The sequence below is a fragment of the Burkholderia sp. LS-044 genome, from assembly GCF_004803625.1.
Taxonomy (GTDB): domain Bacteria; phylum Pseudomonadota; class Gammaproteobacteria; order Burkholderiales; family Burkholderiaceae; genus Burkholderia; species Burkholderia cepacia.
On sequence record NZ_SSWO01000001.1, the window covers coordinates 713,959 to 737,073 of the forward strand.

General features: G+C 65.6%; 21 protein-coding genes. 11 read left to right on the forward strand and 10 right to left on the reverse strand.

All coding sequences use genetic code 11. The features are described 5' to 3' along the window. Window positions 1–41 precede the first annotated feature (41 nt). The 4 genes from folE2 to E9536_RS03205 all read right to left on the reverse strand — a co-directional run bounded on the left by folE2 (window position 42) and on the right by E9536_RS03205 (window position 4,166). Window positions 42–851, reverse strand: coding sequence for a GTP cyclohydrolase FolE2 (gene folE2, locus E9536_RS03190; protein ID WP_021160853.1), 810 nt, complete (start codon window positions 849–851; stop codon window positions 42–44). A gap of 154 nt (window positions 852–1,005) precedes the next feature. Further along, on the reverse strand, window positions 1,006–2,910 hold the full coding sequence (gene dxs / locus E9536_RS03195; protein WP_021160852.1) for a 1-deoxy-D-xylulose-5-phosphate synthase: 1,905 nt from the start codon (window positions 2,908–2,910) through the stop codon (window positions 1,006–1,008). Between the two features lie 81 nt (window positions 2,911–2,991). Further along, on the reverse strand, window positions 2,992–3,876 hold the full coding sequence (locus tag E9536_RS03200; RefSeq protein WP_027791080.1) for a polyprenyl synthetase family protein: 885 nt from the start codon (window positions 3,874–3,876) through the stop codon (window positions 2,992–2,994). After that, on the reverse strand, window positions 3,873–4,166 hold the full coding sequence (locus tag E9536_RS03205; protein WP_027791079.1) for an exodeoxyribonuclease VII small subunit: 294 nt from the start codon (window positions 4,164–4,166) through the stop codon (window positions 3,873–3,875). The genes E9536_RS03200 and E9536_RS03205 overlap by 4 nt, the downstream gene beginning before the upstream one ends. 271 nt (window positions 4,167–4,437) lie before the next feature. On the opposite strand from E9536_RS03205, the gene E9536_RS03210 reads away from it, so the two are divergent. Further along, window positions 4,438–5,544 (forward strand): aromatic ring-hydroxylating dioxygenase subunit alpha, encoded by a 1,107-nt coding sequence (locus E9536_RS03210; RefSeq protein ID WP_027791078.1) that lies wholly within the window; start codon window positions 4,438–4,440, stop codon window positions 5,542–5,544. 117 nt (window positions 5,545–5,661) lie between these two features. Then, window positions 5,662–6,531, forward strand: a complete 870-nt coding sequence (locus E9536_RS03215; protein ID WP_059693931.1) for a sulfurtransferase — start codon at window positions 5,662–5,664, stop codon at window positions 6,529–6,531. Between the two features lie 43 nt (window positions 6,532–6,574). On the opposite strand, the gene E9536_RS03220 is transcribed toward E9536_RS03215, so the two are convergent. From E9536_RS03220 to polA, 3 genes are all read right to left on the reverse strand, one after another. Beyond that, window positions 6,575–7,450, reverse strand: a complete 876-nt coding sequence (locus E9536_RS03220; RefSeq protein ID WP_136469263.1) for a dienelactone hydrolase family protein — start codon at window positions 7,448–7,450, stop codon at window positions 6,575–6,577. A 413-nt stretch (window positions 7,451–7,863) separates the two neighbouring features. Next, window positions 7,864–9,198, reverse strand: coding sequence for an NAD(P)/FAD-dependent oxidoreductase (locus E9536_RS03225; RefSeq protein WP_042975832.1), 1,335 nt, complete (start codon window positions 9,196–9,198; stop codon window positions 7,864–7,866). Between the two features lie 271 nt (window positions 9,199–9,469). Then, window positions 9,470–12,223 carry a DNA polymerase I gene (polA, locus tag E9536_RS03230; RefSeq protein ID WP_027791074.1) on the reverse strand — a complete coding sequence of 918 codons (2,754 nt, stop codon included), beginning with the start codon at window positions 12,221–12,223 and terminating at the stop codon, window positions 9,470–9,472. Between the two features lies 1 nt (window position 12,224). Between polA and E9536_RS03235 the strand changes: the two genes are divergently transcribed. From E9536_RS03235 to E9536_RS03250, 4 genes are all read left to right on the forward strand, one after another. Further along, a complete protein-coding gene (locus tag E9536_RS03235; RefSeq protein ID WP_027791073.1) occupies window positions 12,225–12,983 on the forward strand; it encodes a TIGR00730 family Rossman fold protein in 759 nt (252 codons plus the stop codon). 391 nt (window positions 12,984–13,374) lie between these two features. Further along, window positions 13,375–13,683 carry a hypothetical protein gene (locus tag E9536_RS03240; protein WP_027791072.1) on the forward strand — a complete coding sequence of 103 codons (309 nt, stop codon included), beginning with the start codon at window positions 13,375–13,377 and terminating at the stop codon, window positions 13,681–13,683. Window positions 13,684–13,913: 230 nt separating this feature from the next. Further along, window positions 13,914–14,906 carry a helix-turn-helix domain-containing protein gene (locus tag E9536_RS03245; protein ID WP_060194895.1) on the forward strand — a complete coding sequence of 331 codons (993 nt, stop codon included), beginning with the start codon at window positions 13,914–13,916 and terminating at the stop codon, window positions 14,904–14,906. Window positions 14,907–15,055: 149 nt separating this feature from the next. Continuing rightward, window positions 15,056–15,619: a Tautomerase enzyme gene (locus E9536_RS03250; protein WP_027791070.1), complete on the forward strand. Its 564-nt coding sequence runs from the start codon at window positions 15,056–15,058 to the stop codon at window positions 15,617–15,619. A gap of 611 nt (window positions 15,620–16,230) precedes the next feature. On the opposite strand, the gene E9536_RS03260 is transcribed toward E9536_RS03250, so the two are convergent. Beyond that, window positions 16,231–17,757 carry an AMP nucleosidase gene (locus E9536_RS03260; protein ID WP_027791069.1) on the reverse strand — a complete coding sequence of 509 codons (1,527 nt, stop codon included), beginning with the start codon at window positions 17,755–17,757 and terminating at the stop codon, window positions 16,231–16,233. 129 nt (window positions 17,758–17,886) lie between these two features. On the opposite strand from E9536_RS03260, the gene E9536_RS03265 reads away from it, so the two are divergent. The 5 genes from E9536_RS03265 to E9536_RS03285 all read left to right on the forward strand — a co-directional run bounded on the left by E9536_RS03265 (window position 17,887) and on the right by E9536_RS03285 (window position 21,399). Further along, on the forward strand, window positions 17,887–18,282 hold the full coding sequence (locus E9536_RS03265; protein WP_021160838.1) for a hypothetical protein: 396 nt from the start codon (window positions 17,887–17,889) through the stop codon (window positions 18,280–18,282). Between the two features lie 101 nt (window positions 18,283–18,383). Then, on the forward strand, window positions 18,384–19,382 hold the full coding sequence (locus E9536_RS03270) for a homoserine kinase (RefSeq protein WP_136469264.1): 999 nt from the start codon (window positions 18,384–18,386) through the stop codon (window positions 19,380–19,382). Further along, a complete protein-coding gene (locus E9536_RS03275) occupies window positions 19,373–20,182 on the forward strand; it encodes a BPSS1780 family membrane protein (protein WP_027791067.1) in 810 nt (269 codons plus the stop codon). Before E9536_RS03270 ends, E9536_RS03275 begins: the two co-directional genes overlap by 10 nt. A 187-nt stretch (window positions 20,183–20,369) precedes the next feature. Continuing rightward, complete coding sequence (locus tag E9536_RS03280; RefSeq protein WP_027791066.1) at window positions 20,370–20,822, forward strand: MarR family transcriptional regulator; 453 nt, start codon at window positions 20,370–20,372, stop codon at window positions 20,820–20,822. Between the two features lie 157 nt (window positions 20,823–20,979). Then, on the forward strand, window positions 20,980–21,399 hold the full coding sequence (locus E9536_RS03285; protein ID WP_027791065.1) for an organic hydroperoxide resistance protein: 420 nt from the start codon (window positions 20,980–20,982) through the stop codon (window positions 21,397–21,399). Window positions 21,400–21,512: 113 nt separating this feature from the next. On the opposite strand, the gene E9536_RS03290 is transcribed toward E9536_RS03285, so the two are convergent. Next, complete coding sequence (locus E9536_RS03290; protein WP_021156289.1) at window positions 21,513–21,689, reverse strand: DUF3563 family protein; 177 nt, start codon at window positions 21,687–21,689, stop codon at window positions 21,513–21,515. 81 nt (window positions 21,690–21,770) lie between these two features. Further along, window positions 21,771–22,880, reverse strand: coding sequence for a PHB depolymerase family esterase (locus E9536_RS03295; RefSeq protein WP_027791064.1), 1,110 nt, complete (start codon window positions 22,878–22,880; stop codon window positions 21,771–21,773). Window positions 22,881–23,115: the final 235 nt, after the last annotated feature.

The following is a 23,115-nucleotide window of genomic DNA, read 5'->3' on the forward strand; positions in this document are numbered from 1 at the left end:
ACGAGCGGCCTTTTTCATCGGCGCGGCAAAACGACGCAGCGTTATGCAGCCTGCCGCTTGTCGCGTTCGATCAATGCATACGCGCTGTGATTGTGGATCGACTCGAAGTTCTCGGCTTCGAGCACATACGCGACCACGCGCTCGTCCGCGTCGAGACGCTGCGCGACGTCGCGCACGAGATCCTCGACGAACTTCGGGTTCTCGTATGCGCGCTCGGTGACGAACTTCTCGTCCGGACGCTTCAACAGGCCCCACAGCTCGCACGATGCCTCTTCCTCCGCGATGCGGATCAGCGCCTCGACCGGCAGGTCGGCCGCGAGCTCCGCGTCGATCGTCACGTGCGAGCGCTGGTTGTGCGCGCCGTATTGCGAGATCTTCTTCGAGCACGGGCACAGGCTCGTCACCGGCACGAGCACCTTGAGGAACAGGCGCGTGTCGCCGTTGCGGCTTTCGCCCGCGAGCGTCACTTCATAGTCGAGCAGGCTCTGCACACCCGACACCGGCGCCGTCTTGTTCACGAAGTACGGGAACGTGACCTCGATGCGGCCCGCCTCGGCTTCCAGCTTCTCGAGCATCGACGCAAGCATCGCGCGAAAACGCTCGACCGTCAGCGGCGCACGGTTCTCTTCGAGCAGCGCGACGAAGCGCGACATGTGCGTACCCTTCTGGTCAGCCGGCAGGCGGACGTCGAGATTCCAGACGCCGACGGTCGGCTGCACGTCGCCGCCTTCGGTACACACCGTCAACGGATGCCGGACCGCCTTCACGCCCACGCGCTGAATCGGAATCTGGCGGGTATCCACCGTGCTCTGCACGTCGGGCATCACGAAGGCGGGATTCATCTGGTTCATCTTGTTCAATCCTTGTAAGCCGCGCGTTCGATGACGCGCACGCCGCGTCATGCGGCAGCCGGAAAAGCAACATGGGCCCGCAGGCCCATGTTTTCCGCATCAATGAAGACCGGTCGCGCCAGTCGCACCGGCACCGCCCGCGGGCGGCGCCAGCTTATGCGACGCGCTTCGCCTGACCGGCGACATCGGCCGCCGGATTCAGAAAGCGTTCGCGAATCGATTTCGCGATACCCGCGCCGTCGAGGCCGCATTGCGACAGCAGCTTCGCGGGGTCGCCGTGATCGATGAACAGGTCAGGGAGGCCCAATTGTAGTACGGGTCGGATAACCCCACTCTCCATCAGGGCTTCCACGCAGGCCGAGCCCGCGCCGCCCATCACGCAACCTTCCTCGACCGTGACGAGGTAGTCGTGCGTCTCGGCGAGTTCACGCACGAGCGCAGCGTCGACCGGCTTCACGAAACGCATGTTCGCGACGGTTGCATCGAGTTCCTCGGCGGCGGCAAGCGACGGTGCGACCATCGTGCCGAACGCGAGGATCGCGACGCGCTTGCCTTCCGGCTGCGACGTGTGGCGACGCACTTCACCCTTGCCGAGCGGGATCTCGGTGAACTCCTTCACCGTCGCCACGCCCGTACCCGCGCCGCGCGGATAACGCACCGCGGTCGGGTTCGGCTGTTGCAGCGCCGTGTGCAGCATCTGGCGGCATTCGTTTTCGTCGGATGCGGCCATGATCGTCATGTTCGGGATGCAGCGCATGAACGCGAGATCGTACGCGCCCGCATGCGTCGCGCCGTCCGCGCCGACGAGGCCCGCGCGGTCGATCGCGAACACGACCGGCAGGTTCTGCAGCGCGACGTCGTGGATCAGCTGATCGTACGCACGTTGCAGGAACGTCGAGTAGATCGCGACGACCGGCTTGAGCCCTTCGGTCGCGAGGCCGCCCGCGAACGTCACCGCGTGCTGCTCGGCGATGCCGACGTCGTAGTAGCGATCCTTGAAGCGCTTCTCGAATTCGACCATGCCCGAGCCTTCGCGCATCGCCGGCGTGATGCCGACCACGCGCGTGTCGCGCTCGGCTTCATCGCACAGCCACTCGCCGAACACTTGCGTGTACGTCTTCTTCGCGGGCGTGGCGGACGGCTTGATGCCTTCGGCCGGATTGAACTTGCCCGGGCCGTGGTAGAGCACGGGATCGGCTTCGGCGAGCTTGTAGCCCTGGCCTTTCTTCGTCACCACGTGCAGGAACTGCGGGCCGCGCAGTTCGCGGATGTTCTGCAGCGTCGGGATCAGCGAATCGAGATCGTGACCGTCGATCGGGCCGATGTAGTTGAAGCCGAACTCTTCGAACAGCGTGGCCGGCACGACCATGCCCTTCGCGTGCTCCTCGAGCTTGCGTGCGAGCTCGAGCACCGGCGGTGCAACGCTCAGCACGCGCTCGACGCCCGCGCGCGCAGCCGCATAGAAACGGCCCGACATCAGGCGTGCGAGATGGCGATTCAGCGCACCGACCGGCGGCGAGATCGACATGTCGTTGTCGTTGAGGATCACGAGCACTTTCGCGTCTTCCGACACGCCCGCGTTGTTCATCGCCTCGAACGCCATGCCGGCCGTCATCGCGCCGTCGCCGATCACGGCGATCGAGAAGCGGTCGTCGCCGTTCAGCTGACTGCCGATCGCCATGCCGAGCGCGGCCGAGATCGACGTGCTCGAGTGCGCGGTGCCGAACGTGTCGTATTCCGACTCCGAACGGCGCGGGAAACCCGAGATGCCGTCCTGCTGACGCAGCGAATGCATCTGGTCGCGACGCCCCGTCAGGATCTTGTGCGGGTAGGTCTGGTGCCCCACGTCCCAGACGATGCGATCGTTCGGCGTGTTGAACACGTAGTGCAACGCGATCGTCAGCTCGACCGTCCCGAGATTGGACGACAAATGGCCGCCCGTCTTCGACACACTGTCGAGCACGAACGCGCGCAGTTCATCCGCGAGCGGTTGAAGTTGGCGACGATCGAGGCGGCGCAAGTCCGCCGGGTCGTCGATGGTTTTCAGCAAGTCGTACATCGTCGTTCCATTGTAGGAAATCAAACGCGCCCGCATTCTGTTGCACGCACCGTAGCATGTGCGCGGCGGCGGGCTTTCGCGTCAGCTGACCCGGTTCACTACCAGGTCGGCAAGTTCGGCGAGACGCTGAGCGCGTGCGCCGAACGGTTTCAGCGCGTCGTGCGCTTCGGCGCGCAGTTGTGCTGCGAGCTCGCGCGACGCCTCGAGGCCGAGGATCGATACATAGGTCGGCTTGTCGTTCGCTGCATCCTTGCCGGCCGTCTTGCCGAGCGTCGCCGAATCGGTCGTGACGTCGAGAATGTCGTCGACGACCTGGAAGGCCAGACCCACGGCCCCTGCGTACACATCGAGCGCCGCCATCGTTTCCGCCGACGGCGTCTCGCCGGCCAGCGCGCCCATCCGCACGGCCGCGCGCAACAGTGCGCCCGTCTTCATCCGGTGCATCGTCTCGAGCTGCTCGCGCGTCAGCTTGAGGCCGACGCTCGCCAGGTCGATCGCCTGCCCGCCGGCCATGCCGATCGAGCCGCTCGCCAGCGCCAGCTCGCGCACGAGCGCGGCCTGCTGCACCGGCGACAGCGCAGCGGCGTCGGTCAGCGCAACGAACGCCTGTGACTGCAGCGCGTCGCCGACCAGCAGTGCCGTCGGCTCGTCGTACTGCACGTGCACGGTCGGCTTGCCGCGACGCAGTGCGTCGTCGTCCATGCACGGCATGTCGTCGTGCACGAGCGAGTAGACATGGATCATCTCCAGTGCCGCCGCCGCCGCATTGCGCGCCGCTTCCGTCGCGCCGGTCAGTTCGCCTGCTGCATGGCACAGCAGCGGGCGAACGCGTTTGCCGCCGCCGAGGACCGCGTAGCGCATCGCCTCGTGGAGTTTCGCCGGCACCGCGGTTTCAGCCGGCAAATAGTGGCCGAGTGCGTCCTCGACACGGTCTAGCACGGACCGCATCCATTGTTCGAATGTCATAGATCGTCGTCTTCGCCGTCCGTGGCGGCCGTTCCGGACGAAAGCGGCTTCAGCGTCGCGCCGTCGAGCACGCGAACCTGCTGTTCCACTTTCTCAAGCTGCTGTTGGCAAAACGCAACGAGGGTCGCACCGCGGCGATACGCCGTCAGCGAATCCTCGAGGCTCAACGCGCCGCCTTCCATCCGGGCAACCAGCGTCTCGAGCTCCGCGAGCGCCGTCTCGTAATTGTCCGGCAACGGTTCGGTGCCATTGCCGGGCGGCGTGGCGCCTGGGGATGCGGTTTTCGCCATGGACGAGGGTGTCAAATTTCAAAACAAGTCGGACATTCTACGGCAAAAGAGAATTTTCCGACCTGCCGTCTTGGGCACCCGGCTACATATTCCGGCCCCACCTTCGACGCACATTGTGCGCCTTCCGATTCCCACCCGACAAAAAATTGACACAAATCAGGCACTTAATCCTGGCCTTGCGAGGCGAACCGGGTATAATTCCGCGTTTCCCTAAATCGATTTTTCGATGGTTGGGTTGTTCACTGCTTTCACGCTAACACCGGGAGTGGGAATGTCCAATCTGAGCGATGCGCTTCAGTTGAAGTCGGCCCACAGCCAGCTTCCAGTCACTGCATACTTCGATGAGGCGCTACTCGAGCGCGAGATCGAAACCCTCTTCAAGAAAGGACCTCGTTACGTCGGGCACGAGTTGATGGTGCCCGAGGCGGGGGATTATTTTGCGCTGCCGTCCGAGAAGGAAGGTCGCGTGCTGGTCCGCAACCCCGCGAACCAGATCGAACTGCTGTCGAACGTCTGCCGTCACCGGCAGGCGATCATGCTCAACGGGCGCGGCCACACGCAGAACATCGTGTGCCCGCTGCACCGCTGGACGTACGACCTGGACGGCCAGTTGCTCGGCGCGCCGCACTTCCCCGACAAGCCGTGCCTGAACCTCGGCAAGAGCCCGCTGCAGAACTGGCAGGGGCTGCTGTTCGAAGCCGAAGGCCGGAACGTCGCGCGCGATCTCGCCCATCTCGGCACGAAGCATCACTTCGACTTCTCCGAATACCACTTCGATCACGTCGAAGTGCACGAGTGCGATTACAACTGGAAGACGTTCATCGAGGTCTACCTCGAGGATTACCATGTCGTCCCGTTCCATCCGGGCCTCGGCAGCTTCGTGTCGTGCGACGACCTCAAGTGGGAGTTCGGCGACTGGTACAGCGTGCAGACGGTCGGCGTGCACAACGCCCTCGCGAAACCGGGTAGCGCGACTTACCAGAAATGGCACGAGCAGGTGCTCAAGTTCCGCAACGGCGTGCCGCCGGAGTTCGGCGCGATCTGGATGGTCTACTACCCGGGCCTGATGATCGAGTGGTATCCGCACGTGCTCGTCGTGTCGTGGCTGATCCCGCGCGGCCCGCAAAAGACGACCAACATCGTCGAGTTCTATTACCCCGAGGAAATCGCGCTGTTCGAACGCGAATTCGTCGAGGCGGAACGCGCCGCCTATATGGAAACGGCCGTCGAGGACGACGAAATCGCGATGCGGATGGACGCAGGTCGCCGTGCGCTGATGGCACGCGGCGAGTCGCAGGTCGGCCCGTACCAGAGCCCGATGGAAGACGGCATGCAGCACTTCCACGAGTTCCTGCGCCGCCACCTCGGCGACATCTGAAAGCCGGTGCGGCGCTTTGACGCCGCACGGCATCCGGCAGACGAAAAGACGGGCTTCGGCCCGTCTTTTTTTGTTTAGACTTGGAATGTCAGGCCATTCGCACTCCAGGGAGCCGTCATGCCACACACCCACTACACCACACTCATTTCCGCCGCCAATCTCGCCGAGCGCCTGGCGGCGGCGCCCGGCAGCGTCGCACTGTTCGATTGTCGCTTCGATCTCGTCGATCCCGCCGCCGGCGAAGCCGCGTATGCGGCCGGTCATATCCCAGGCGCACAGTATCTTCATCTCGACCGCGACCTGTCCGGCCGCAAGACGGGCACCAACGGCCGCCATCCGCTGCCGACCCGCGACGCACTCGCCACGCTGCTCGCGAGCCGAGGCCTCAAGCAGGGCCAGCAAGTCGTCGCGTACGACGCACAGGGCGGCGCCTATGCGGCGCGCCTGTGGTGGCTGCTGCGCTGGCTCGGCCACGATTCGGTCGCCGTGCTCGACGGCGGCCTGCAGGCCTGGGAAGCAGCCGGCCAGCCTCTGGCGACCGACGTGCCGCACCCGGCCGCCGGCGATTTCCGCGCGGCTGCGCCGCTCGAATCGACGGTCGACGCGGCAGCCGTGCTCGCCAACGTGAGCACACCCACGCGCGTCGTGATCGATGCACGCGCACCCGACCGCTACCGCGGCGAAAACGAAACGATCGATCGTGTGGGCGGCCACATCCCCGGCGCGCGCAACCGCTTCTTCAAGGACAACCTCGCCGCGGACGGCCGCTTCAAGACCGGCCATGAGCTGCGCGAAGCGTTTTCTGCGGTGCTGGCTGGCACCGAACCGAACCGCGTGATCCTGCAATGCGGCTCCGGCGTCACCGCCTGCCACAATGCGCTTGCACTGGAGGTGGCGGGCCTGCACGGCGCGTCGCTGTATCCAGGCTCGTGGAGCGAATGGAGCGCCGATCCGTCGCGACCGATCGCAACCGGCCCGACACCGTAAGCGCGGTCGCAACGCAGCGGCGGCATGTGCCGCCGCTTGCCGGTTACATCACGCCGTACTTGTGGAACCACGCGATCGCGCGCTTCCAGCTCTCCTCCGCATCAGCCTTCACATAGCTCGGCCGGTAATCGGCAAAGAACGCGTGGCCGGCATCCGGATACACGACGATCTCCGATTCGCGCGCGAGCTTCGAATCGCTCGCCTGGATCGCCTTGCGCATGTCGGCGAGCGATGCCTGCGTGATGTTCGCGTCCTTCTCGCCGTAGAGCCCGAGCACGGGCACCTTCAGCAACGATGCATGATCGACCGGGTTGAACGGCGTCATCTCGTCGGTCTTGCCTTCGACGAACCCGTACCATGCAATGGCCGCACGCACGTGCGGGTTGTGCTCGGCATACAGCCAGCTCTGACGGCCGCCCCAGCAGAACCCCACCACGCCGAGACGCGACAGGTCGCCGCCGTTCTTGCCGGCCCACGTGACGGTCGCATCGAGATCCTCGGTCACCTGCCGGTCAGGCACCTTGCTGATGATGTGCTCGGACAGATCCTTGATCGTCGGATACTTCGCCGCATTGCCCTGCCGTACGAACAGGTCGGGCGCGATGGCGAGATAACCGAGCTTCGCGAAGCGGCGGCAGACGTCGGCGATGTGCGCGTGCACGCCGAAGATCTCGTGAATCACGATGACGATCGGCAGGTTCGTCTTGTCCTTCGGCTGCGCGCGATACGCGGGCACGCTCGCGTCTCCCGAGCGGATCTCGACGGTGTCGACGTCCAGCCCTTCGCTGTCGGTCGTGACCGTCTGCGCCGACACAGGCAGCACCGCCGCTGCGAAGGCACCGCCCAGCGCGGCCTGCATGAACTTGCGGCGCGAGAACGGAACGTGGGGGACCAGGCTGTCGACTTCGGGTTTCAACATGAATGCACTCCTCGATTGGGCGCCGCCGTCACGATCGCGGATACGGCATGACGTGGCATCGCGCCGGTATGCGGCGCGGATGTCGCGGCGGTTGGCACCCCGCCGCAAACGGAAACCCGGACAAGATGCCCAATAATCCGTTGTCACGTCAACTGTCGGATATGTAAGACTCGATTACGGCGTGTTGCTTCGACACGCCGATCGCCGCGCAAAAAACCGCAGGCGCCCCATCGAATCGCGATGCAACAAGCCGCATGTCGATCGCAGTCGAGCGATCGGATGCTGGCGAATTGAAACGAAAAACACGCGATCGATGTTGCCCGTCACACGCCGGCACGGCAGCCCGCAAAGAACGACGGGCAGGGACTACGCACGACGTGCGCTCCCCGCCCGCTTCCCGCGCGAACGCGCGCTCAGTGCAACTTGACGCGCGGCAGCGTCGTGCGCCGCAGCCAGTGCGCAACCGTGTCGAGCATCATGCGCGGATAGCCGTGCAGCGCGGCGATGTGCATCCGGTACAGCGACATGTACATGAAGCGCGCGAACAGCCCTTCGATCAGCATGTTGCCGCCGATCAGCCCGCCCATCAGGTTGCCGACCGCGCTGAAATGGCCGAGCGACACGAGCGAGCCCAGGTCGCGATAGGTGAATTCGGGCAGCGGGCGCCCGTCGAGCCGACAGCCGATTGCCTTCAGCAGGAAGCTCGCCTGCTGGTGCGCAGCCTGCGCGCGCGGCGGCACGTTGCGCTCGTTGCCGGGCCATGCGCATGCCGCACAATCGCCTAGCGCGAACACGTTGTCGTCGGTAAAGGTCTGCAGCGTGCGGCGCACGTCAAGCTGGCCGAGCTTGTTGACCTGAAGGCCATCGAGATTGGCGAGCACGGACGGCGCCTTGATGCCTGCGGCCCAGACCGTCAGGTCGGCACGCACCGTCTTGCCGCTCGCCGTATGAACGGCCCCGGGCGCCACCTCGGTCACGCGCTCGGCAAGCATCAGCCGCACGCCGATCTTTTCGAGCAGTTCGGCCGTCGCCGACGACACGCGCTCCGGCAACGCCGGGAGAATTCGCGGCCCCGATTCGATCAGCACGATGCCGACGTCGTGCCGCGGGTCGAGCTTGTGCAGCCCGTAGGCCGACAACACCTGCGCGGTGTTGCGCAACTCGGCGGACAACTCGACGCCCGTCGCGCCGCCACCGACGATCACGACCTGGATGCGCGGCTCGGCCGCCTCGCCCGGCGCGGTCGGCGCCGGCGCCTGATGTTCCGCACGCATGCACGCGGCGATCAGCCGCTTGCGGAAACGCTCGGCCTCGCCGACCGTATCGAGCGCGATCGCGTTTTCCGATGCACCCTGCACGCCGAAGAAGTGGGTCGTGCTGCCGATCGCGATCACGAGCGTGTCGTATTCCAGCTCGCGCGCCGGCAGCAGTTCCTCGCCGTCGCTGTCGTTGATGGGTGACAGCGTCAAGCGTTTCGCCGCGCGGTCGAGTCCGGTCAGCTCGCCCTGCTGGAATTCGAAGCCATGCCAGCGCGCCTGCGCCGCATATTCGAGCTCCTGCGTGAACGGATCCATGCTGCCGGCCGCGACCTCATGCAGCAGCGGTTTCCAGATGTGGGTCGGATTGCGGTCGACGAGCGTGACAAGCGCACGCGCGGGACGATTGCCGCGCGCGCCGTAACGGTCGCCGAGCCGCGTCGCCAGTTCCAGGCCGCCCGCGCCTCCGCCTACGATGATGATCCGATGCATCTGTTCCCCCTTTGCGATTCGAAACTGCTGCCGCCGGACAGTGCGAACGCGATGCATTCGCGCCACCCGTTGGATTAACCGGTTCGGACATCATCGATGTGCAGTTCGAAGCACTTCGATGCGACCGCTCCGGGAACGCGGGGCGCGCAAGCCCCCGTGTCCATGACATGCATTGTCCGGGAGCTTGCGCGTTGACCACAAGCAAACCATCTCGATATTCAGCATCCCTGCAACAATATGCCGCAGGAATCGGGAACCGCGTGGCGGTGCGTCAGTGTGCCTCTTCCCAGTTCGCGCCGGCACCCACTTCGGCGACGAGCGGCACCTTGAGCTTCGCCACGCCGCACATCATTTCCGGCAGTTTCTCGCGCACCAGCGACAACTCGCCGTCGGGTACCTCGAGCACCAGTTCATCGTGCACCTGCATGATCATCCGCGACGCAAGCTTGTCGCGCGTGAGCCAGTCGTCAACCGCAATCATCGACAGCTTGATCAGGTCGGCCGCCGTGCCCTGCATCGGCGCATTGATCGCCGCGCGCTCGGCTGCCTGGCGGCGCGGCCCGTTGCCGCCGTTGATCTCGGGCAGCCACAGGCGGCGACCGAAAACGGTTTCGACGTAGCCCTTCTCCTTCGCCACCGAGCGCGTGTCTTCCATGTACTGCGCGACGCCCGGATAACGGGCGAAATACCGGTCGATATAGAGCTTCGCCGCATCACGCGTAATGCCGAGGTTCGATGCGAGCCCGAACGCGCTCATCCCGTAGATGAGCCCGAAGTTGATCACCTTCGCGATCCGGCGCTGGTCGGAATTGACCTCCAGCGGCGTCACGCCGAACACCTCGGCGGCCGTTGCACGGTGAATGTCCTCGCCCTGCGAGAACGCGCGCAGCAGCGACGCATCGCCCGAGATATGCGCCATGATCCGCAGTTCGATCTGCGAATAATCGGCCGACACGATCCGGTGGCCCGGCGAGGCGATGAACGCCTCGCGGATCCGCCGGCCCTCGGCCGTGCGCACCGGAATGTTCTGAAGATTGGGATCGTTCGACGCGAGACGGCCCGTGACCGCGACGGCCTGCGCGTAGTTCGTGTGCACGCGGCCCGTGGACGGGTTCACCATGCGCGGCAGCTTGTCGGTATAGGTCGACTTCAGCTTCGACAGCCCGCGATGCTCGAGCAGCAGCTTCGGCAGCGGGTAGTCCTCGGCCAGTTTCTGCAGCACTTCCTCGTCGGTCGACGGCGCGCCGCTCGGCGTCTTTTTCACGACCGGCAGTTGCAGCTTCTCGAAGAAAATCTGCCCGATCTGTTTCGGCGAGCCGAGATTGAATTCGCCGCCGGCCAGTTCGTACGCCTGCCCTTCGAGCTCGATCAGGCGCGTCGCGATTTCGGTGCTCTGCGCCTGCAGGCGCGCATCGTCGATCAGGACGCCCGTGCGTTCCATCTTGCGCAGCACGAGCGACACGGGCATTTCGATCTCGCGATACACGCGCTCGAGGCCCGGTTCGCGTGCAACCTGCGGATACAGCACGTGATGCAGCTGCAGCGTGATGTCCGCATCTTCGGCCGCGTATGCGGCGGCCTCCGCAAGCGCCACTTCGTCGAAACCGATCTGCTTCGCGCCCTTGCCGGCCACGTCTTCGTACTTGATCGTCTTGACGCCCAGATGACGCAGCGCGAGGCTGTCCATGTCGTGCGTGCGGTGCGATTCGACGACGTACGATTCGAGCAGCGTGTCGTGCTCGATGCCGTTCAGTTCGATGTCGTAGTTCGCGAGTACCTGCGCGTCGTATTTCAGGTGCTGGCCGACCTTCTTTCGATCGGCCGACTCGAGCCACGGCTTCAGGCGCGCGAGCACTTCGTCGAGCGGAAGCTGTTCGGGCATGTCGGGGCCGCGGTGCGCAACCGGCAGGTATGCCGCCTTGCCCGGCTCGATCGAGAACGACAGGCCGACGAGCCGCGCGAGCATCGGGTCGAGCGAAGTCGTCTCGGTGTCGAACGCGGTCAGCGCGGCCGTGTCGATCTTGGCGAACCACGCGTCGAACTGCTCCCAGGTCTGGATCGTGTCGTATTCGCGGACGATGTCGGCTGCCACCACCGGCGCCGGCTCGCCTTCCGGCGCATCGGCGCCGCCGCCTTCGGCCGGCGCGCTGTCGACTTCGCGCAGCCAGGTCTTGAAGCCGTAGCGTGCGAAGATGTCGCGCATCATGTCGCGGGCTTCGCCGTCCGTCTTCAACGACGCCTCGATCGATTCGAGGTGCGGCGCGAGATCGCAGGCCGTCTCGACGGTCACGAGCTTGCGGCCGAGCGGCAGGAAGTCGAGCGCGCGGCGCAGGTTGTCGCCGACCACGCCCTTGATGTCGCCCGCATGCTCGATCACGCCGTCGAGGCTGTCGTATTGGGCCAGCCATTTCACGGCCGTCTTCGGCCCGCACTTCTCGACGCCCGGCACGTTGTCGACGGTGTCGCCGATCAGCGCGAGGTAATCGATGATGCGCTCGGGCGGCACGCCGAACTTCGCGATCACGCCGTCGCGATCGAGCGTCTCGTTGGTCATCGTGTTGACGAGCGTGACGCGGTCGGTCACGAGCTGTGCGAGATCCTTGTCGCCCGTCGACACGATCACGTTCATCCCGTGCCGCTCGGCTTCGCGCGCGAGCGTGCCGATCACGTCGTCGGCCTCGACGCCTTCGACCATCAGCAGCGGCCAGCCGAGCGCACGCACGGCGCCATGGATCGGCTCGACCTGCAACGCAAGATCGGGCGGCATCGACGGACGGTTTGCCTTATAGTCGGCATAAAGGTCGTCACGGAACGTCTTGCCCTTTGCATCGAACACGCAAGCGCTATACTCTGCACTGACTTCCTTGCGCATACGGCGCAGCATGTTGATGATTCCGTAGAGCGCTCCGGTCGGCTCCCCGCCAGGGCCACGCAAATCAGGCATCGCATGGTAAGCCCGATACAGATAGCTCGAACCGTCAACCAATAGCAGGGTCTTACCTTCCAGATTTCGTTCTTCAGGCATTATGAACAAGAGAAAAGTGATTCCGAGTCTGCGTTCGCTCGCAGATCAAGAACGCGCGACGGCCAAGAAGGCGCGCGCATCGTGGCAGATGTTCACGATTATGGCAGAGTTTATCGAGGCGACCGAGTACCTGTCGGAGATCCGCCCGGCCGTCAGCATCTACGGTTCTGCCCGCCTCAAGCCCGACACGCCGCACTACAAGCTCGCCGTGCAGATCGCACGCAAGCTGTCCGACGCCGGCTTCGCCGTGATCTCCGGCGGCGGCCCCGGCATCATGGAGGCTGCGAACAAGGGCGCGCACGCCGGCAAGGCGCCGTCGGTCGGCCTGAACATCGAGCTGCCGCACGAACAGGCCGGCAACCACTACCAGGACATCTCGCTGCGCTTCCGCCACTTCTTCACGCGCAAGGTCACGTTCGTGAAGAATTCGGATGCGGTGATCGTGATGCCGGGCGGCTTCGGCACGCTCGACGAGCTGTCGGAAGTGCTCACGCTGATCCAGACGAAGAAGTCGCGCCTCGTGCCGATCATCCTCGTCGGCAGCGAGTTCTGGAAGGGGCTGCTGCAATGGTTCCGCGACCAGTTGATCCCGATGGGCCTCATCAATCCGGAAGACATGAACCTGATGCAGGTGATCGACGATCCCGACCAGGTGCTCGACGCCGTGCTCGCGTTCTACGAGGACAGCGGCGAGGAAGAAGGTTCGGACGACGATGGCCATCCGCCGCGCCCCGAAGAAGACCGGATGTTCTACCTGTAACCGGTCGATGAAGACCGCCGGCCCGAGGGCCGGCTTCCCGCTTTCCGCGCGGCAGGCGTGGCGATCCCGCCACCTGCCGTGTGTCAGTTTGTAACGCGCCATTAATCGCGCTTGGCGTGCCATACGCCGTCGAATGTCAAATTCGCAAGGCCGGTGCCGTGCGACGCGCGCAATCATCCGCAAACGCGGGCCGCCATTGTCAAATGACGCGACCCGGCGCCCGTACCCTGCGCCTGCCGGCCGCCAATCCGCCGTAACAAACCCGCCTCGCGTTTTCCGTCGCGCACCAGCACACTGCATGTGTCGGTGCGGCGTTTCCCCCGGTGGAACGATCCCCCCTCGCTTCCATCGCGTCGCGCCGGCCTTTTACAACGACATCACGGAAAAGAACATGCAACGCTCGCTGATCGCCCTTGCCTTCGCCGGCCTCGGCCTTTCGCTGTCCGGCCTCGCCCACGCCGTCAACGTCGACGTCAACATCGGCACGCCCGCACCGGTCGTCGTCGCGCCCGCACCCGTCGTGGTCGCCCCGGCGCCCGCAGTCATCGTCGGCTGGCACGGCGACCGCTACTGGGACGGCCACCGCTACTGGGAACGCCGCGAATGGGAAGATCACCAGCGTTATCGCGGCCGCGAACATGGCCCGGATCGCCGCGGCTATCACTGCCCGCCGGGGCACGCGAAGAAGGGCGAGTGCTGAGCGACAGCGCATTCGCCTGACCGGCAAGGCCGCCCGTGCGCTTCAGCGCCGGGCGGCCTTGTCGCTTTCAGCGGCGCGCTCCGCGCCATCCCTGCCCCCACCGGCGATGCGAGCGGCAAGCCCGACTGTCGCGCACGCCGCGGGCCGGTGCAGCGCGTGCCTGCAACCGCCCGCACGACCGTGGGAACCAATGGTAGGATCGGCCCTGTCCATGGCCATTCCCGCCACCCATGCCACTCATCCGGATCTGGGCTGTCGACCATGCCCTTGCGTCTGGCATCGCCGCGCCGACCGACATCTTCACGGCAGCCAATCATCTCGCCCCGTCATTGCGTATCGGCCGGCCGCAAGCCCCGTTTCGCTGGCGCATCGAATCGATCGACGGCAAGCCGGTACGCACGGCTTCCGGCCAGGCCGCCGCGGTCGACGGCACGATCGACGGTCACGGCACCGCCGATGCGATCTGGCTCACCGCTCCGTTCGTCGCCGATCTCGAGCGGCTGCTCGCCCGGCCGGCGTCACTCGCGCCGCTGTTCGACGCGCTGCGCCGGCAACATGCGCGCGGCACACTGATCGCAACGTACTGCACGGGCGCGTTCCTGCTCGCGGAAGCCGGGCTGCTCGACGGCCGCGTCGCCACGACGCACTGGTCGAAAGCATCGAGCTTCCGCGTACGCTATCCGGACGTGGCATTGCGCGCGTCGGACGTCCTGACCGAACAGGACGGCATATTGTGCGGCGGCGCCGTCACGTCGTATCAGAATCTCGCGTTGCGGGTCGTCGACAAACTGGCGAACGCGCGCCTTGCCGCAGCCGTCGCAAAGGTCATGCTGATCGACGTGAACCGCGTGTCGCAGGATTCATTCATCGATCTCGGCCGGATGGGGCATGACGGGCACGACGATGCGGCCATCGCACGCGCCCAACGCTGGATGGAAAAGCACCTGCGCGAGCCGTTCAGCCTCGCCCGGCTGAGCGATCACGTCGCGATGAGCGAGCGCACGCTCCATCGCCGCTTCAGGGACGCCGTGGGCGCGCCGCCGCTCAGGTATCTGCAGACGCTCCGTATCGAAGTCGCGAAGCGGCTGCTCGCGGAAACGACGCTCGCGATCGACACCATCTGCGAGCGCGTCGGCTATGCGGACATCAGCGGCTTCCGGCAACTGTTCAAGCGCGAGACCGGCATTTCCCCCGGCGAGTATCGCCGTCGCTTCACGCGATAAGCGCGCGCAACCGTCGTCGGGTGCAGTGTCGGAAATGGCATCGTCGAATGGCGGTTTCGCCACTCCGCGTGGCGGCATGCGGTTCGTACACTGGATTCACGTCGCCCGGCATCGGAGCGACGCCATCCTCACCGAACCAGGACACCATCATGCCGATGATCGACGTCTACATTCCCGAAGGTGCGCTCGCACCGCAGGCCGAAGCCCAACTGATGGAAGAACTGACCGGAACGCTGATCCGTCACGAGGGACTCGATCCCGACAATCCGCGCACGCGGGACGTGACCTGGATCTTCGTCCATCGGCCGGCAGCCGTGTATCGCGCAGGGGCTGTCGCGCCTGCGCCGATCTACCGGATCGTGCCGACCGTGCCGGAAGGTCAGTACACGGATGCCGCGCGTGCCGGGCTGATCGCGGACGTGACCGCTGCCGTCGCGCGCGCGGAGGGCCTGCCGGTCGATGCCGTCGCGACGCGCGTGTGGGTCTTTCCAACGGAAATCGACGACGGCTGCTGGGGCAGCCGCGGCGTCGTGCGCCGCCTGCCGGACATCATGGAATATTTCGGTGGCGCCGAACTGCGGGCGCTCGGGGAATGGCGGCTGGCGATCAAGCGACAGGCGGATGCGGGTCGGGTCGTCGATGCGGTGCGAGATTCGATGTTGGAAACGGCTCGGAGTGGATCGCACGAACCGGCCGCCAAAGCCGCGCGCTGACCCCGGCGCGCAGCTGCTTGTCCGACACGCACAGCAGCGTGCCGGACGGCACGAAAAAGCAATACACGGACGAGATGCGCCCAAGGGCGAGCGCACCTGTTCAATCACTTATTCGGTCAATAGCACGGACACTTTTTGACAGGGCCGGGACCAATCACCGCGACGGGTTTGCAGGGGTTGGACGGACCGATTACTGCGACGGGTGCACAAGGATTGGACGGGCCGATCACCGCGGTTGTGGCCATTGCCGACAGAGATGTGGTGAACATCAGGGAAGCCAGCAAGAGATTGATTTTCATCAGGTATGCCCTCTTTCATTTTGATAGGAATCGATCGGATCGACTGTTCGCCGTTCCTTCGTACGGGCGTCGAATAACGCCGCGCAGGAGAGCATATTCTCGATGACAGGGGCAACCAATAGGACAACTTCCAAATTGCAGAAAATGATCGAGTTCCAGTACTAAGGCCGCGACGCGCGCCACCGCGAGTGGCTACGCACGGCCAGACGGAGCGGTACAAGTGCACGCCTGCCGCCTTGAAGCCCGTCATGCCCCGGGTCGCGATTGCGCCTGACATCGCGACGCGCACCGCACCCGGGGCCGCCGTTCACATCACTGGAACGCCACTTCCGCAAAGCTCCGCAGCTTCCGGCTATGCAGCTTGTCGAGCCCGTTCGTGCGCAGGATCTCCATCGCCTTCACGCCGATCTGCAGATGCTGGTCGACCTGCCCGCGATAGAACGTATCGGCCATGCCCGGCAACTTGAGCTCTCCGTGCAGCGGCTTGTCCGACACGCAGAGCAGCGTGCCGTATGGCACGCGGAAGCGGAAGCCGTTCGCGGCGATCGTCGCGCTTTCCATGTCGAGCGCGATCGCGCGGCTCTGCGACAGGCGCTGCACAGGTTCGCGATGATCGCGCAGCTCCCAGTTGCGGTTGTCGACGCTCGCGACGGTGCCCGTGCGCATCACGCGCTTCAGTTCGACGCCATCGAGCCGCGTGACGTCGGCCACCCCGCGCTCGAGCGCGAGCTGCACTTCGGCGAGCGCCGGAATCGGCACCCACAGCGGCAGGTCGGCATCCAGCACGTGATCCTCGCGCACGTAGCCGTGTGCGAGCACGTAGTCGCCGAGACGCTGCGTATTGCGCAGCCCCGCGCAGTGACCGAGCATCACCCATGCGTGCGGACGCAGCACCGCGATGTGATCGGTGATCGTCTTCGCGTTCGACGGACCGACGCCAATGTTGACCATCGTGATCCCGCTGCCGTCCGCGCGCTTCAGGTGATACGCGGGCATCTGCGGCAGGCGCGGCGGCGCGGCGCCCTCGGCCGGCTCGCTGCCGAGGTTCGCGTTGTAGGTCACGACATCGCCCGGCTCGACGAACGAGCTGTACTGGCTGCGATACGCGCGCACCTCGGGATCGTCGCTCTCCGTCATCACCGTGCGGCCCAGCTTCACGAACTCGTCGATGTAGAACTGGTAGTTCGTGTAGAGCACGTAGTTCTGGAAATGCGTGGGCGACGTCGCCGTGTAGTGGCGCAACCGGTGCAGCGAGAAGTCGACGCGCGCGGCCGTGAACAGCGCGAGCGGATGCGGCTCGCCCGGCGCCGGCTCGAACGTGCCGTTGACGATGCGATCGTCGAGATACGACAGGTCGGGCGTATCGAAGATGTCGCGCATCGCGAGCAGGCGGTCGCGGTCGAGCTCGCCCTCGAGATGGATGCCTTCGGGAAACGCGAAATGGATCGGAATCGGCTGCGACGACACGCCGATCTCGATCTTCACATGGTGGTTCTTCGCCAGCAGGCGCAGTTGCTCGCGATAGTAGTTCGCGAAGAGGTCGGGGCGCGTGACCGTCGTCTCGAACACGCCGGGGCCCGCGACGAAACCGTACGAGCGGCGCGAATCGACGTGCGTGTTGACATCGGTGCGGATCCGCACGAACGGGTAGCACGCTCGCACGTGCTCGGTGATCGGTTCGTGGCGGCGATAGCGCGCGAATGCGTCACGCAGGAAACCCGTGTTCGTGTCGTAAATGGCGGACAGCCGCGCGACGGCGGCGACCGGATCGTCGAAAGCCTCGACCGACGGGCTCTCGGGCGTCAGCACACGGTGCCGGCGGCTCAAATCGTTCTTCATTTTCATCACCTCGTCTGATCCGACGACATTACCACGGAACCCGGTCGCCCTTGTGGCTGCCCCCACGCACGCGAGGGCCGGATGGTGCGCAGTATTTGCTAAAATCGGTGGGTTCACTGGAGACTCATCATGAAGCCGCTCATTCTCGTCGTCGCTGCCGCCGCGTTTGCCGCCGCCAGCGCCGCTTACGCCGCCGGCGGCACGCCTGACGCCGACGCGCAGGCACGGGCCGAGGCCAACGAGGCCGCCGGCCTGCCCGATCTCCGCAAGATCAACCGGCCGGGCGCCGAAGTCACGTCGAAAGTCGACTTCGCCGACATCCGCCGCACGCCGAGCTTCCACGAAAAGAGCAAGAACGGCACCGAAGTCACCGAGTACCGCGATCGCGGCAAGCCGGTCGAGATCGACGTGAAGTCGAACTTCGGCACGCGCTACCAGATGAGCTCGACGCCCGACACGTCGCCGAAGCCGCACGACGCGGGCATCCCGATCACGCGCCTGCCGTCGCTGAACCTGCGCTACTGATTCCGTGGCGCGCCGCACCGAACGCCGCGCGCCGCTTCCCTTCACCTGCTGTCGCGACGCACGCCGCCCGCGTGCCGACACCCTGACCTGACGCATCCCGCATGGCCGTTTTCACAGCTGTTTCCGACTCCGATCTCGCGCAATGGATGCGCCACTACGAACTGGGCGACGTGCTTGCGTTCCGCGGCATTCCGTCCGGTATCGAAAACAGCAATTTCTTCCTGACGACGACGCGCGGCGAATACGTCCTCACGATCTTCGAAAACCTGACGGCGCAGCAACTGCCGTTCTACCTCGACCTGATGCGCCATCTGGCCGGCCACGGCGTACCGGTGCCGGATCCGATCCCGCGTGACGACGGCGCGTTGTTCGGCGAGCTGCACGGCAAGCCGGCCGCGATCGTCACGAAGCTCGACGGCTCCGCCGAACTCGCGCCGGGGGTCGAACACTGTATCGAGGTCGGGCAGATGCTCGCGCGCATGCACCTCGCCGGCCGCGACTATCCGCGCAACCAGCCGAACCTGCGCAGCCTGCCGTGGTGGCAGGAGAACGTGCCGGCGATCTCGCCGTTCATCACCGACGCGCAGCGCGCGCTGCTGGAAAGCGAACTCGCGCATCAGGCCAGCTTCTTCGCGTCGGACGATTACGTGGCGCTGCCGGCCGGACCGTGCCATTGCGACCTGTTCCGCGACAACGTGCTGTTCGCGCACGCGGCGCCCGGCACCGGCCATGACGTGCGGCTCGGCGGCTTCTTCGACTTCTATTTCGCGGGCTGCGACAAGTGGCTGTTCGACGTCGCGGTCACGGTCAACGACTGGTGCGTCGACCTCGCGACCGGCGTGCTCGACGTCGCGCGCGCCGATGCGCTGCTGCGCGCGTACCAGACCGTGCGGCCGTTCACGGCCGAGGAGCGCCGCCACTGGAGCGACATGCTGCGCGCGGGTGCGTACCGCTTCTGGGTGTCGCGCCTGTACGACTTCTACCTGCCGCGCGCGGCCGAGATGCTCAAGCCGCACGACCCCGGCCATTTCGAACGCATCCTGCGCGAGCGTATCGCGCATACGCCCGCGCTTCCCGAGATCCAAACCGCATGCAACTGATCGAAGTGCCCGCGAAAACGGGCTATGTCTGGTTCCGCCAAGGCATCTGGCTGTTCCGCCGGAACCCGCTCGCGTTCATCACGCTGTTCTTCACGTACCTGCTGGCGATCACGCTGGTGTCGCAGGTGCCCGTGATCGGCTCCGCGCTGCCGCTGGTGTTCATTCCCGGCATCGCGGTCGGCTTCATGGCCGCATGCCGCGATACGGTGGCCGGGAAGCCCGTGATGCCGACGATCCTCATCGACGGCTTCCGCTCGTACGGCACCGTCGCGACCCAGCGGCTGCTCGTGCTCGGCGTGATCTACGTCGCGTCGATGGTGCTCGTGTTCGCTGCCTCGTCGTTCGTGGACGGCGGCGCGCTGTTCCACGTGATGATGGGCGCGGCCGACGAAGCGAGCGCGACGCCGGAAACGCTCGCCGCGCAAGGCACGTTCGGCGCGCTGATGTTCGCGACGCTGCTCTACCTGCCGGTCGCGATGCTGTTCTGGTTCGCGCCGGTGCTGGTCGCGTGGCATGACGTGCCGCCCGCCAAGGCGCTGTTCTTCAGCGTCGTCAGCTGCTGGCGCAATCGCGGCGCGTTCGTCGTGTACGGCGCGCTGTGGTTCGGCGTCGCGCTCGGCACGTCGCTCGCCCTGTCGCTGCTGCTGCAGGCGCTCGGCGCCGGCGCCTATGCGCTGACGATCATGATGCCGGTGACAATCGTCATCGTCACGATGCTGTACTGCTCGTTCTACGCGACCTATCGCGGCTGCTTCGGCATCCAGGAGCCGGGCGCGACGACCACCACGTCGGGTCGCTGAAATCTCCCCGGCCGGCGCGTGTCGCCGGCCCGCCGCGCTCGCGCCGGGTTACCGCCCGGCGCCTCCTCCGTTCCCCCGCCTCCGTCGGCCACCGCCCCGCGCCGGCCGCCCCCTGTTCATCCCGATCTTTTGCGCGCAAAATGATTTGCGTACAAATTGTTCGCGCGTTCGACGCGCCGCCCGAATGATGGACCGCCCGCCCCCGTTGCCCCAGACGCTCGACGAGCAACTCTGCTTCGCCCTCTATTCGACTTCGCACGCGATGACGAAGGCGTACAAGCCGCTGCTCGACAAGCTGTCGCTGACCTATCCCCAATATCTCGCGATGCTCGTTCTGTGGGAGCGCGACGACATCGCCGTGAAGGACATCGCCGCGCGGCTAGACCTCGACCCGGCCACGGTCACGCCACTGCTGAAGCGGCTGGAGGCGCTCGGCTACGTCGAGCGCGTGCGCAGCGCAGCTGATGAACGCGTCGTGAACGTGCGCGTGACACAGGAAGGCCGTGCACTGAAGGAGCGCGCGCGCTCGGTACCCGCCGATCTGTTCTGCGCGATGCAGCAGTCCCCCGAGTTCCTGGTCAGGCTGCGCGCCGATCTCCACCAGTTGCGCGACGCGCTGTCGGCCGCCAACGAACGCTGACGGGAAAAGCATCGACGAACCGGCCCGGCACCGTCGGGCCTTTTCTTCAAAATTTCATTTGCACACTAATCATTTGTGTTCTATATTTTTCTCGTGGCCGGCGACACCCCGTTCGACCGGGCCGCTTTTCCTCCCTTTTCCCGACAGGAGCTGCACGATGAACATTCTGTACAAGACCAGTGCCACGAGCACGGGCGGCCGCGACGGCCGCGCGGTATCCGCCGACAACAAGCTGGAAGTGAAGCTGGCCGCGCCGCGCGAACTCGGCGGCACGGGCGCGGAAGGCACGAATCCGGAGCAGCTGTTTGCCGCAGGTTACTCGGCCTGTTTCCTGAGCGCGATGAAATTCGTCGCCGGCCAGGACAAGAAGGCGCTGCCGGCGGACACGCAGGTCACGGCGGAAGTGGGCATCGGGCCGAACGACGCAGGCGGCTTCGGGCTCGACATCGAGCTGCGCGTGTCGCTACCGGGGCTCGACAAGGCCGACGCGCAAGCGCTGGTCGAAAAGGCGCACCACGTGTGCCCGTATTCGAACGCGACGCGCAACAACGTACCGGTGCGCCTGACGGTCATCTGACGCGACGCACCGCCACGCATGCAAAAAGGGCGCGTGCGGCATGTAGCCGCACGCGCCCTTTTCTGCTGCGTGACTCGCCGGAATGGCGGACCGGCCGGCCCGCCCTGCGCTGCTTAGCGCGCGCCGAACGAATACGGGCGGTTCATCGCCGATTCGCGATCGATCTTGCGCATGCGGAATTCGAGATCGTAGATATCGGTGGCTTCGGACAGGTACGCCTCGGCGCGCTCTTTACGGGCCGTTTCAGCGTTCTTGGTCAGCATCAGGAAGAGGTGGCTCAGCAGGTACATGGTCGATCTCGCAATCCAAGGGTTCTTTGACTAGGGTTTTCCCGGATTATAGGGAAAACCCTAGTTCTTGGCCAGCGTCGATCAGACGATGCGTCGTTCGGTCGCCACAGTGCGCCGCTGTGCCTCGAAAAAGGCCCAGATCATCGCGCTCGCATCGGGGCCGACCGCCGCATGAAACGGCACGGCTTCATCGCCGCCGGCCCACGCATGATCGAGCCCTTTCACATGACAGAGCCGCACGACAGGCTGGCCGTCGCGGCAGACATCGGTGATCTGCGCGCCCGCGTCGCGCGTCTCGACCCGCTCGCCGCCGCGCAGTGCGCCGCGGCTGTCGGCAAGCCCGTTCAAGCGCATGAATTGAACCGTCAGCTGGTCGGCATTCTTCGGGGCGACCACGTGGTCGCCGTCGCCCTGGACGATCAGCGCGGGCATGCCCGGATACGCGGCGGCATCGACCAGCGCATCGACGGCTGCAGCCGGGTTTTGCCGCACGCCGCGCCGCATCACATCCATCGCGGTAATGCCGGAATTCGCCTCGCCGAGCGCGGGGCCCGAGTGCAGCGCCACCGCCGCGAAGCGGTCGGGATGATGCAGTGCAAGAAGCGACGCAAGGCCCGCGCCGGCCGACAGTCCCGCGACATAGACACGCGATGCGTCGAAACCGTGTTCGTCGACGAGCGCGTCGACGAGCGACGCCACCGCGTTCGCCTCGCCGCGGCCCGCGCGGTCGGTATCTTCATACCAGTGCCAGCAGCCATGTGCATGCGCGCGCAGCGACTGCTCCGGATACAGCACCGCGAAACCATGCTTGTCGGCCAGCAGGTTCATCCGCGTGCCTTGCGCGAATTCGTCGACGGACTGCTGGCAGCCGTGCAGCATCACGACGAGCGGCATCGCGCCGCGCCGGCGGCCGGGCGGCACGTAGAGCCCGTAAGCGAGATGCTGGACGAGGCGCCCGAGCGCGGGTGCCATCGGATGTTCGCCACGCGTCCATTCGCCTGCCGCCCATGCGGCCGCGCGCGGGCGCACGCGCGATTCGCGCGGCGGGGACAGATCGGATACGGCGGGAGACGCCGCTGCCTCGAGTGCGTCGCGTGTGATGCGCTGCGCATCGCGCGCCGCGCGTTTGGCGGCCGGAGACAGCATGCGTTTCATGCCGCCCAGCCACACCTTGGTCAGACTTTTGGTCATCGATCGGGCTCGCAGTCAGGAAAAATAGGGGCACCACAGCGGATGCAGCGTTCGACTTTGTGCAATGCACCATAACATTGTTTCCGGGATTTTTCCTGCACGCGGATATTTCCCGGCCGCGCAAAAAACGGGGCTCGGGCGCACGCGGCGCTATACTGGGGCTTCGCCGCTTGTATCCGTTGTAGTCGTTCTTTCCGGCTCGCGCGTTGATTTAAGCATCTTCCCCGCCTTCGTT

Bases quoted from the DNA above. Each gene is read 5' to 3' on its own strand.
- folE2 (WP_021160853.1), bottom strand. From the start codon at position 851: ATGAACCAGATGAATCCCGCCTTCGTGATGCCCGACGTGCAGAGCACG.
- dxs (WP_021160852.1), bottom strand. From the start codon at position 2,910: ATGTACGACTTGCTGAAAACCATCGACGACCCGGCGGACTTGCGCCGC.
- E9536_RS03200 (WP_027791080.1), bottom strand. From the start codon at position 3,876: ATGACATTCGAACAATGGATGCGGTCCGTGCTAGACCGTGTCGAGGAC.
- E9536_RS03205 (WP_027791079.1), bottom strand. From the start codon at position 4,166: ATGGCGAAAACCGCATCCCCAGGCGCCACGCCGCCCGGCAATGGCACC.
- E9536_RS03210 (WP_027791078.1), top strand. From the start codon at position 4,438: ATGTCCAATCTGAGCGATGCGCTTCAGTTGAAGTCGGCCCACAGCCAG.
- E9536_RS03215 (WP_059693931.1), top strand. From the start codon at position 5,662: ATGCCACACACCCACTACACCACACTCATTTCCGCCGCCAATCTCGCC.
- E9536_RS03220 (WP_136469263.1), bottom strand. From the start codon at position 7,450: ATGTTGAAACCCGAAGTCGACAGCCTGGTCCCCCACGTTCCGTTCTCG.
- E9536_RS03225 (WP_042975832.1), bottom strand. From the start codon at position 9,198: ATGCATCGGATCATCATCGTAGGCGGAGGCGCGGGCGGCCTGGAACTG.
- polA (WP_027791074.1), bottom strand. From the start codon at position 12,223: ATGCCTGAAGAACGAAATCTGGAAGGTAAGACCCTGCTATTGGTTGAC.
- E9536_RS03235 (WP_027791073.1), top strand. From the start codon at position 12,225: ATGAACAAGAGAAAAGTGATTCCGAGTCTGCGTTCGCTCGCAGATCAA.
- E9536_RS03240 (WP_027791072.1), top strand. From the start codon at position 13,375: ATGCAACGCTCGCTGATCGCCCTTGCCTTCGCCGGCCTCGGCCTTTCG.
- E9536_RS03245 (WP_060194895.1), top strand. From the start codon at position 13,914: ATGCCACTCATCCGGATCTGGGCTGTCGACCATGCCCTTGCGTCTGGC.
- E9536_RS03250 (WP_027791070.1), top strand. From the start codon at position 15,056: ATGCCGATGATCGACGTCTACATTCCCGAAGGTGCGCTCGCACCGCAG.
- E9536_RS03260 (WP_027791069.1), bottom strand. From the start codon at position 17,757: ATGAAGAACGATTTGAGCCGCCGGCACCGTGTGCTGACGCCCGAGAGC.
- E9536_RS03265 (WP_021160838.1), top strand. From the start codon at position 17,887: ATGAAGCCGCTCATTCTCGTCGTCGCTGCCGCCGCGTTTGCCGCCGCC.
- E9536_RS03270 (WP_136469264.1), top strand. From the start codon at position 18,384: ATGGCCGTTTTCACAGCTGTTTCCGACTCCGATCTCGCGCAATGGATG.
- E9536_RS03275 (WP_027791067.1), top strand. From the start codon at position 19,373: ATGCAACTGATCGAAGTGCCCGCGAAAACGGGCTATGTCTGGTTCCGC.
- E9536_RS03280 (WP_027791066.1), top strand. From the start codon at position 20,370: ATGGACCGCCCGCCCCCGTTGCCCCAGACGCTCGACGAGCAACTCTGC.
- E9536_RS03285 (WP_027791065.1), top strand. From the start codon at position 20,980: ATGAACATTCTGTACAAGACCAGTGCCACGAGCACGGGCGGCCGCGAC.
- E9536_RS03290 (WP_021156289.1), bottom strand. From the start codon at position 21,689: ATGTACCTGCTGAGCCACCTCTTCCTGATGCTGACCAAGAACGCTGAA.
- E9536_RS03295 (WP_027791064.1), bottom strand. From the start codon at position 22,880: ATGACCAAAAGTCTGACCAAGGTGTGGCTGGGCGGCATGAAACGCATG.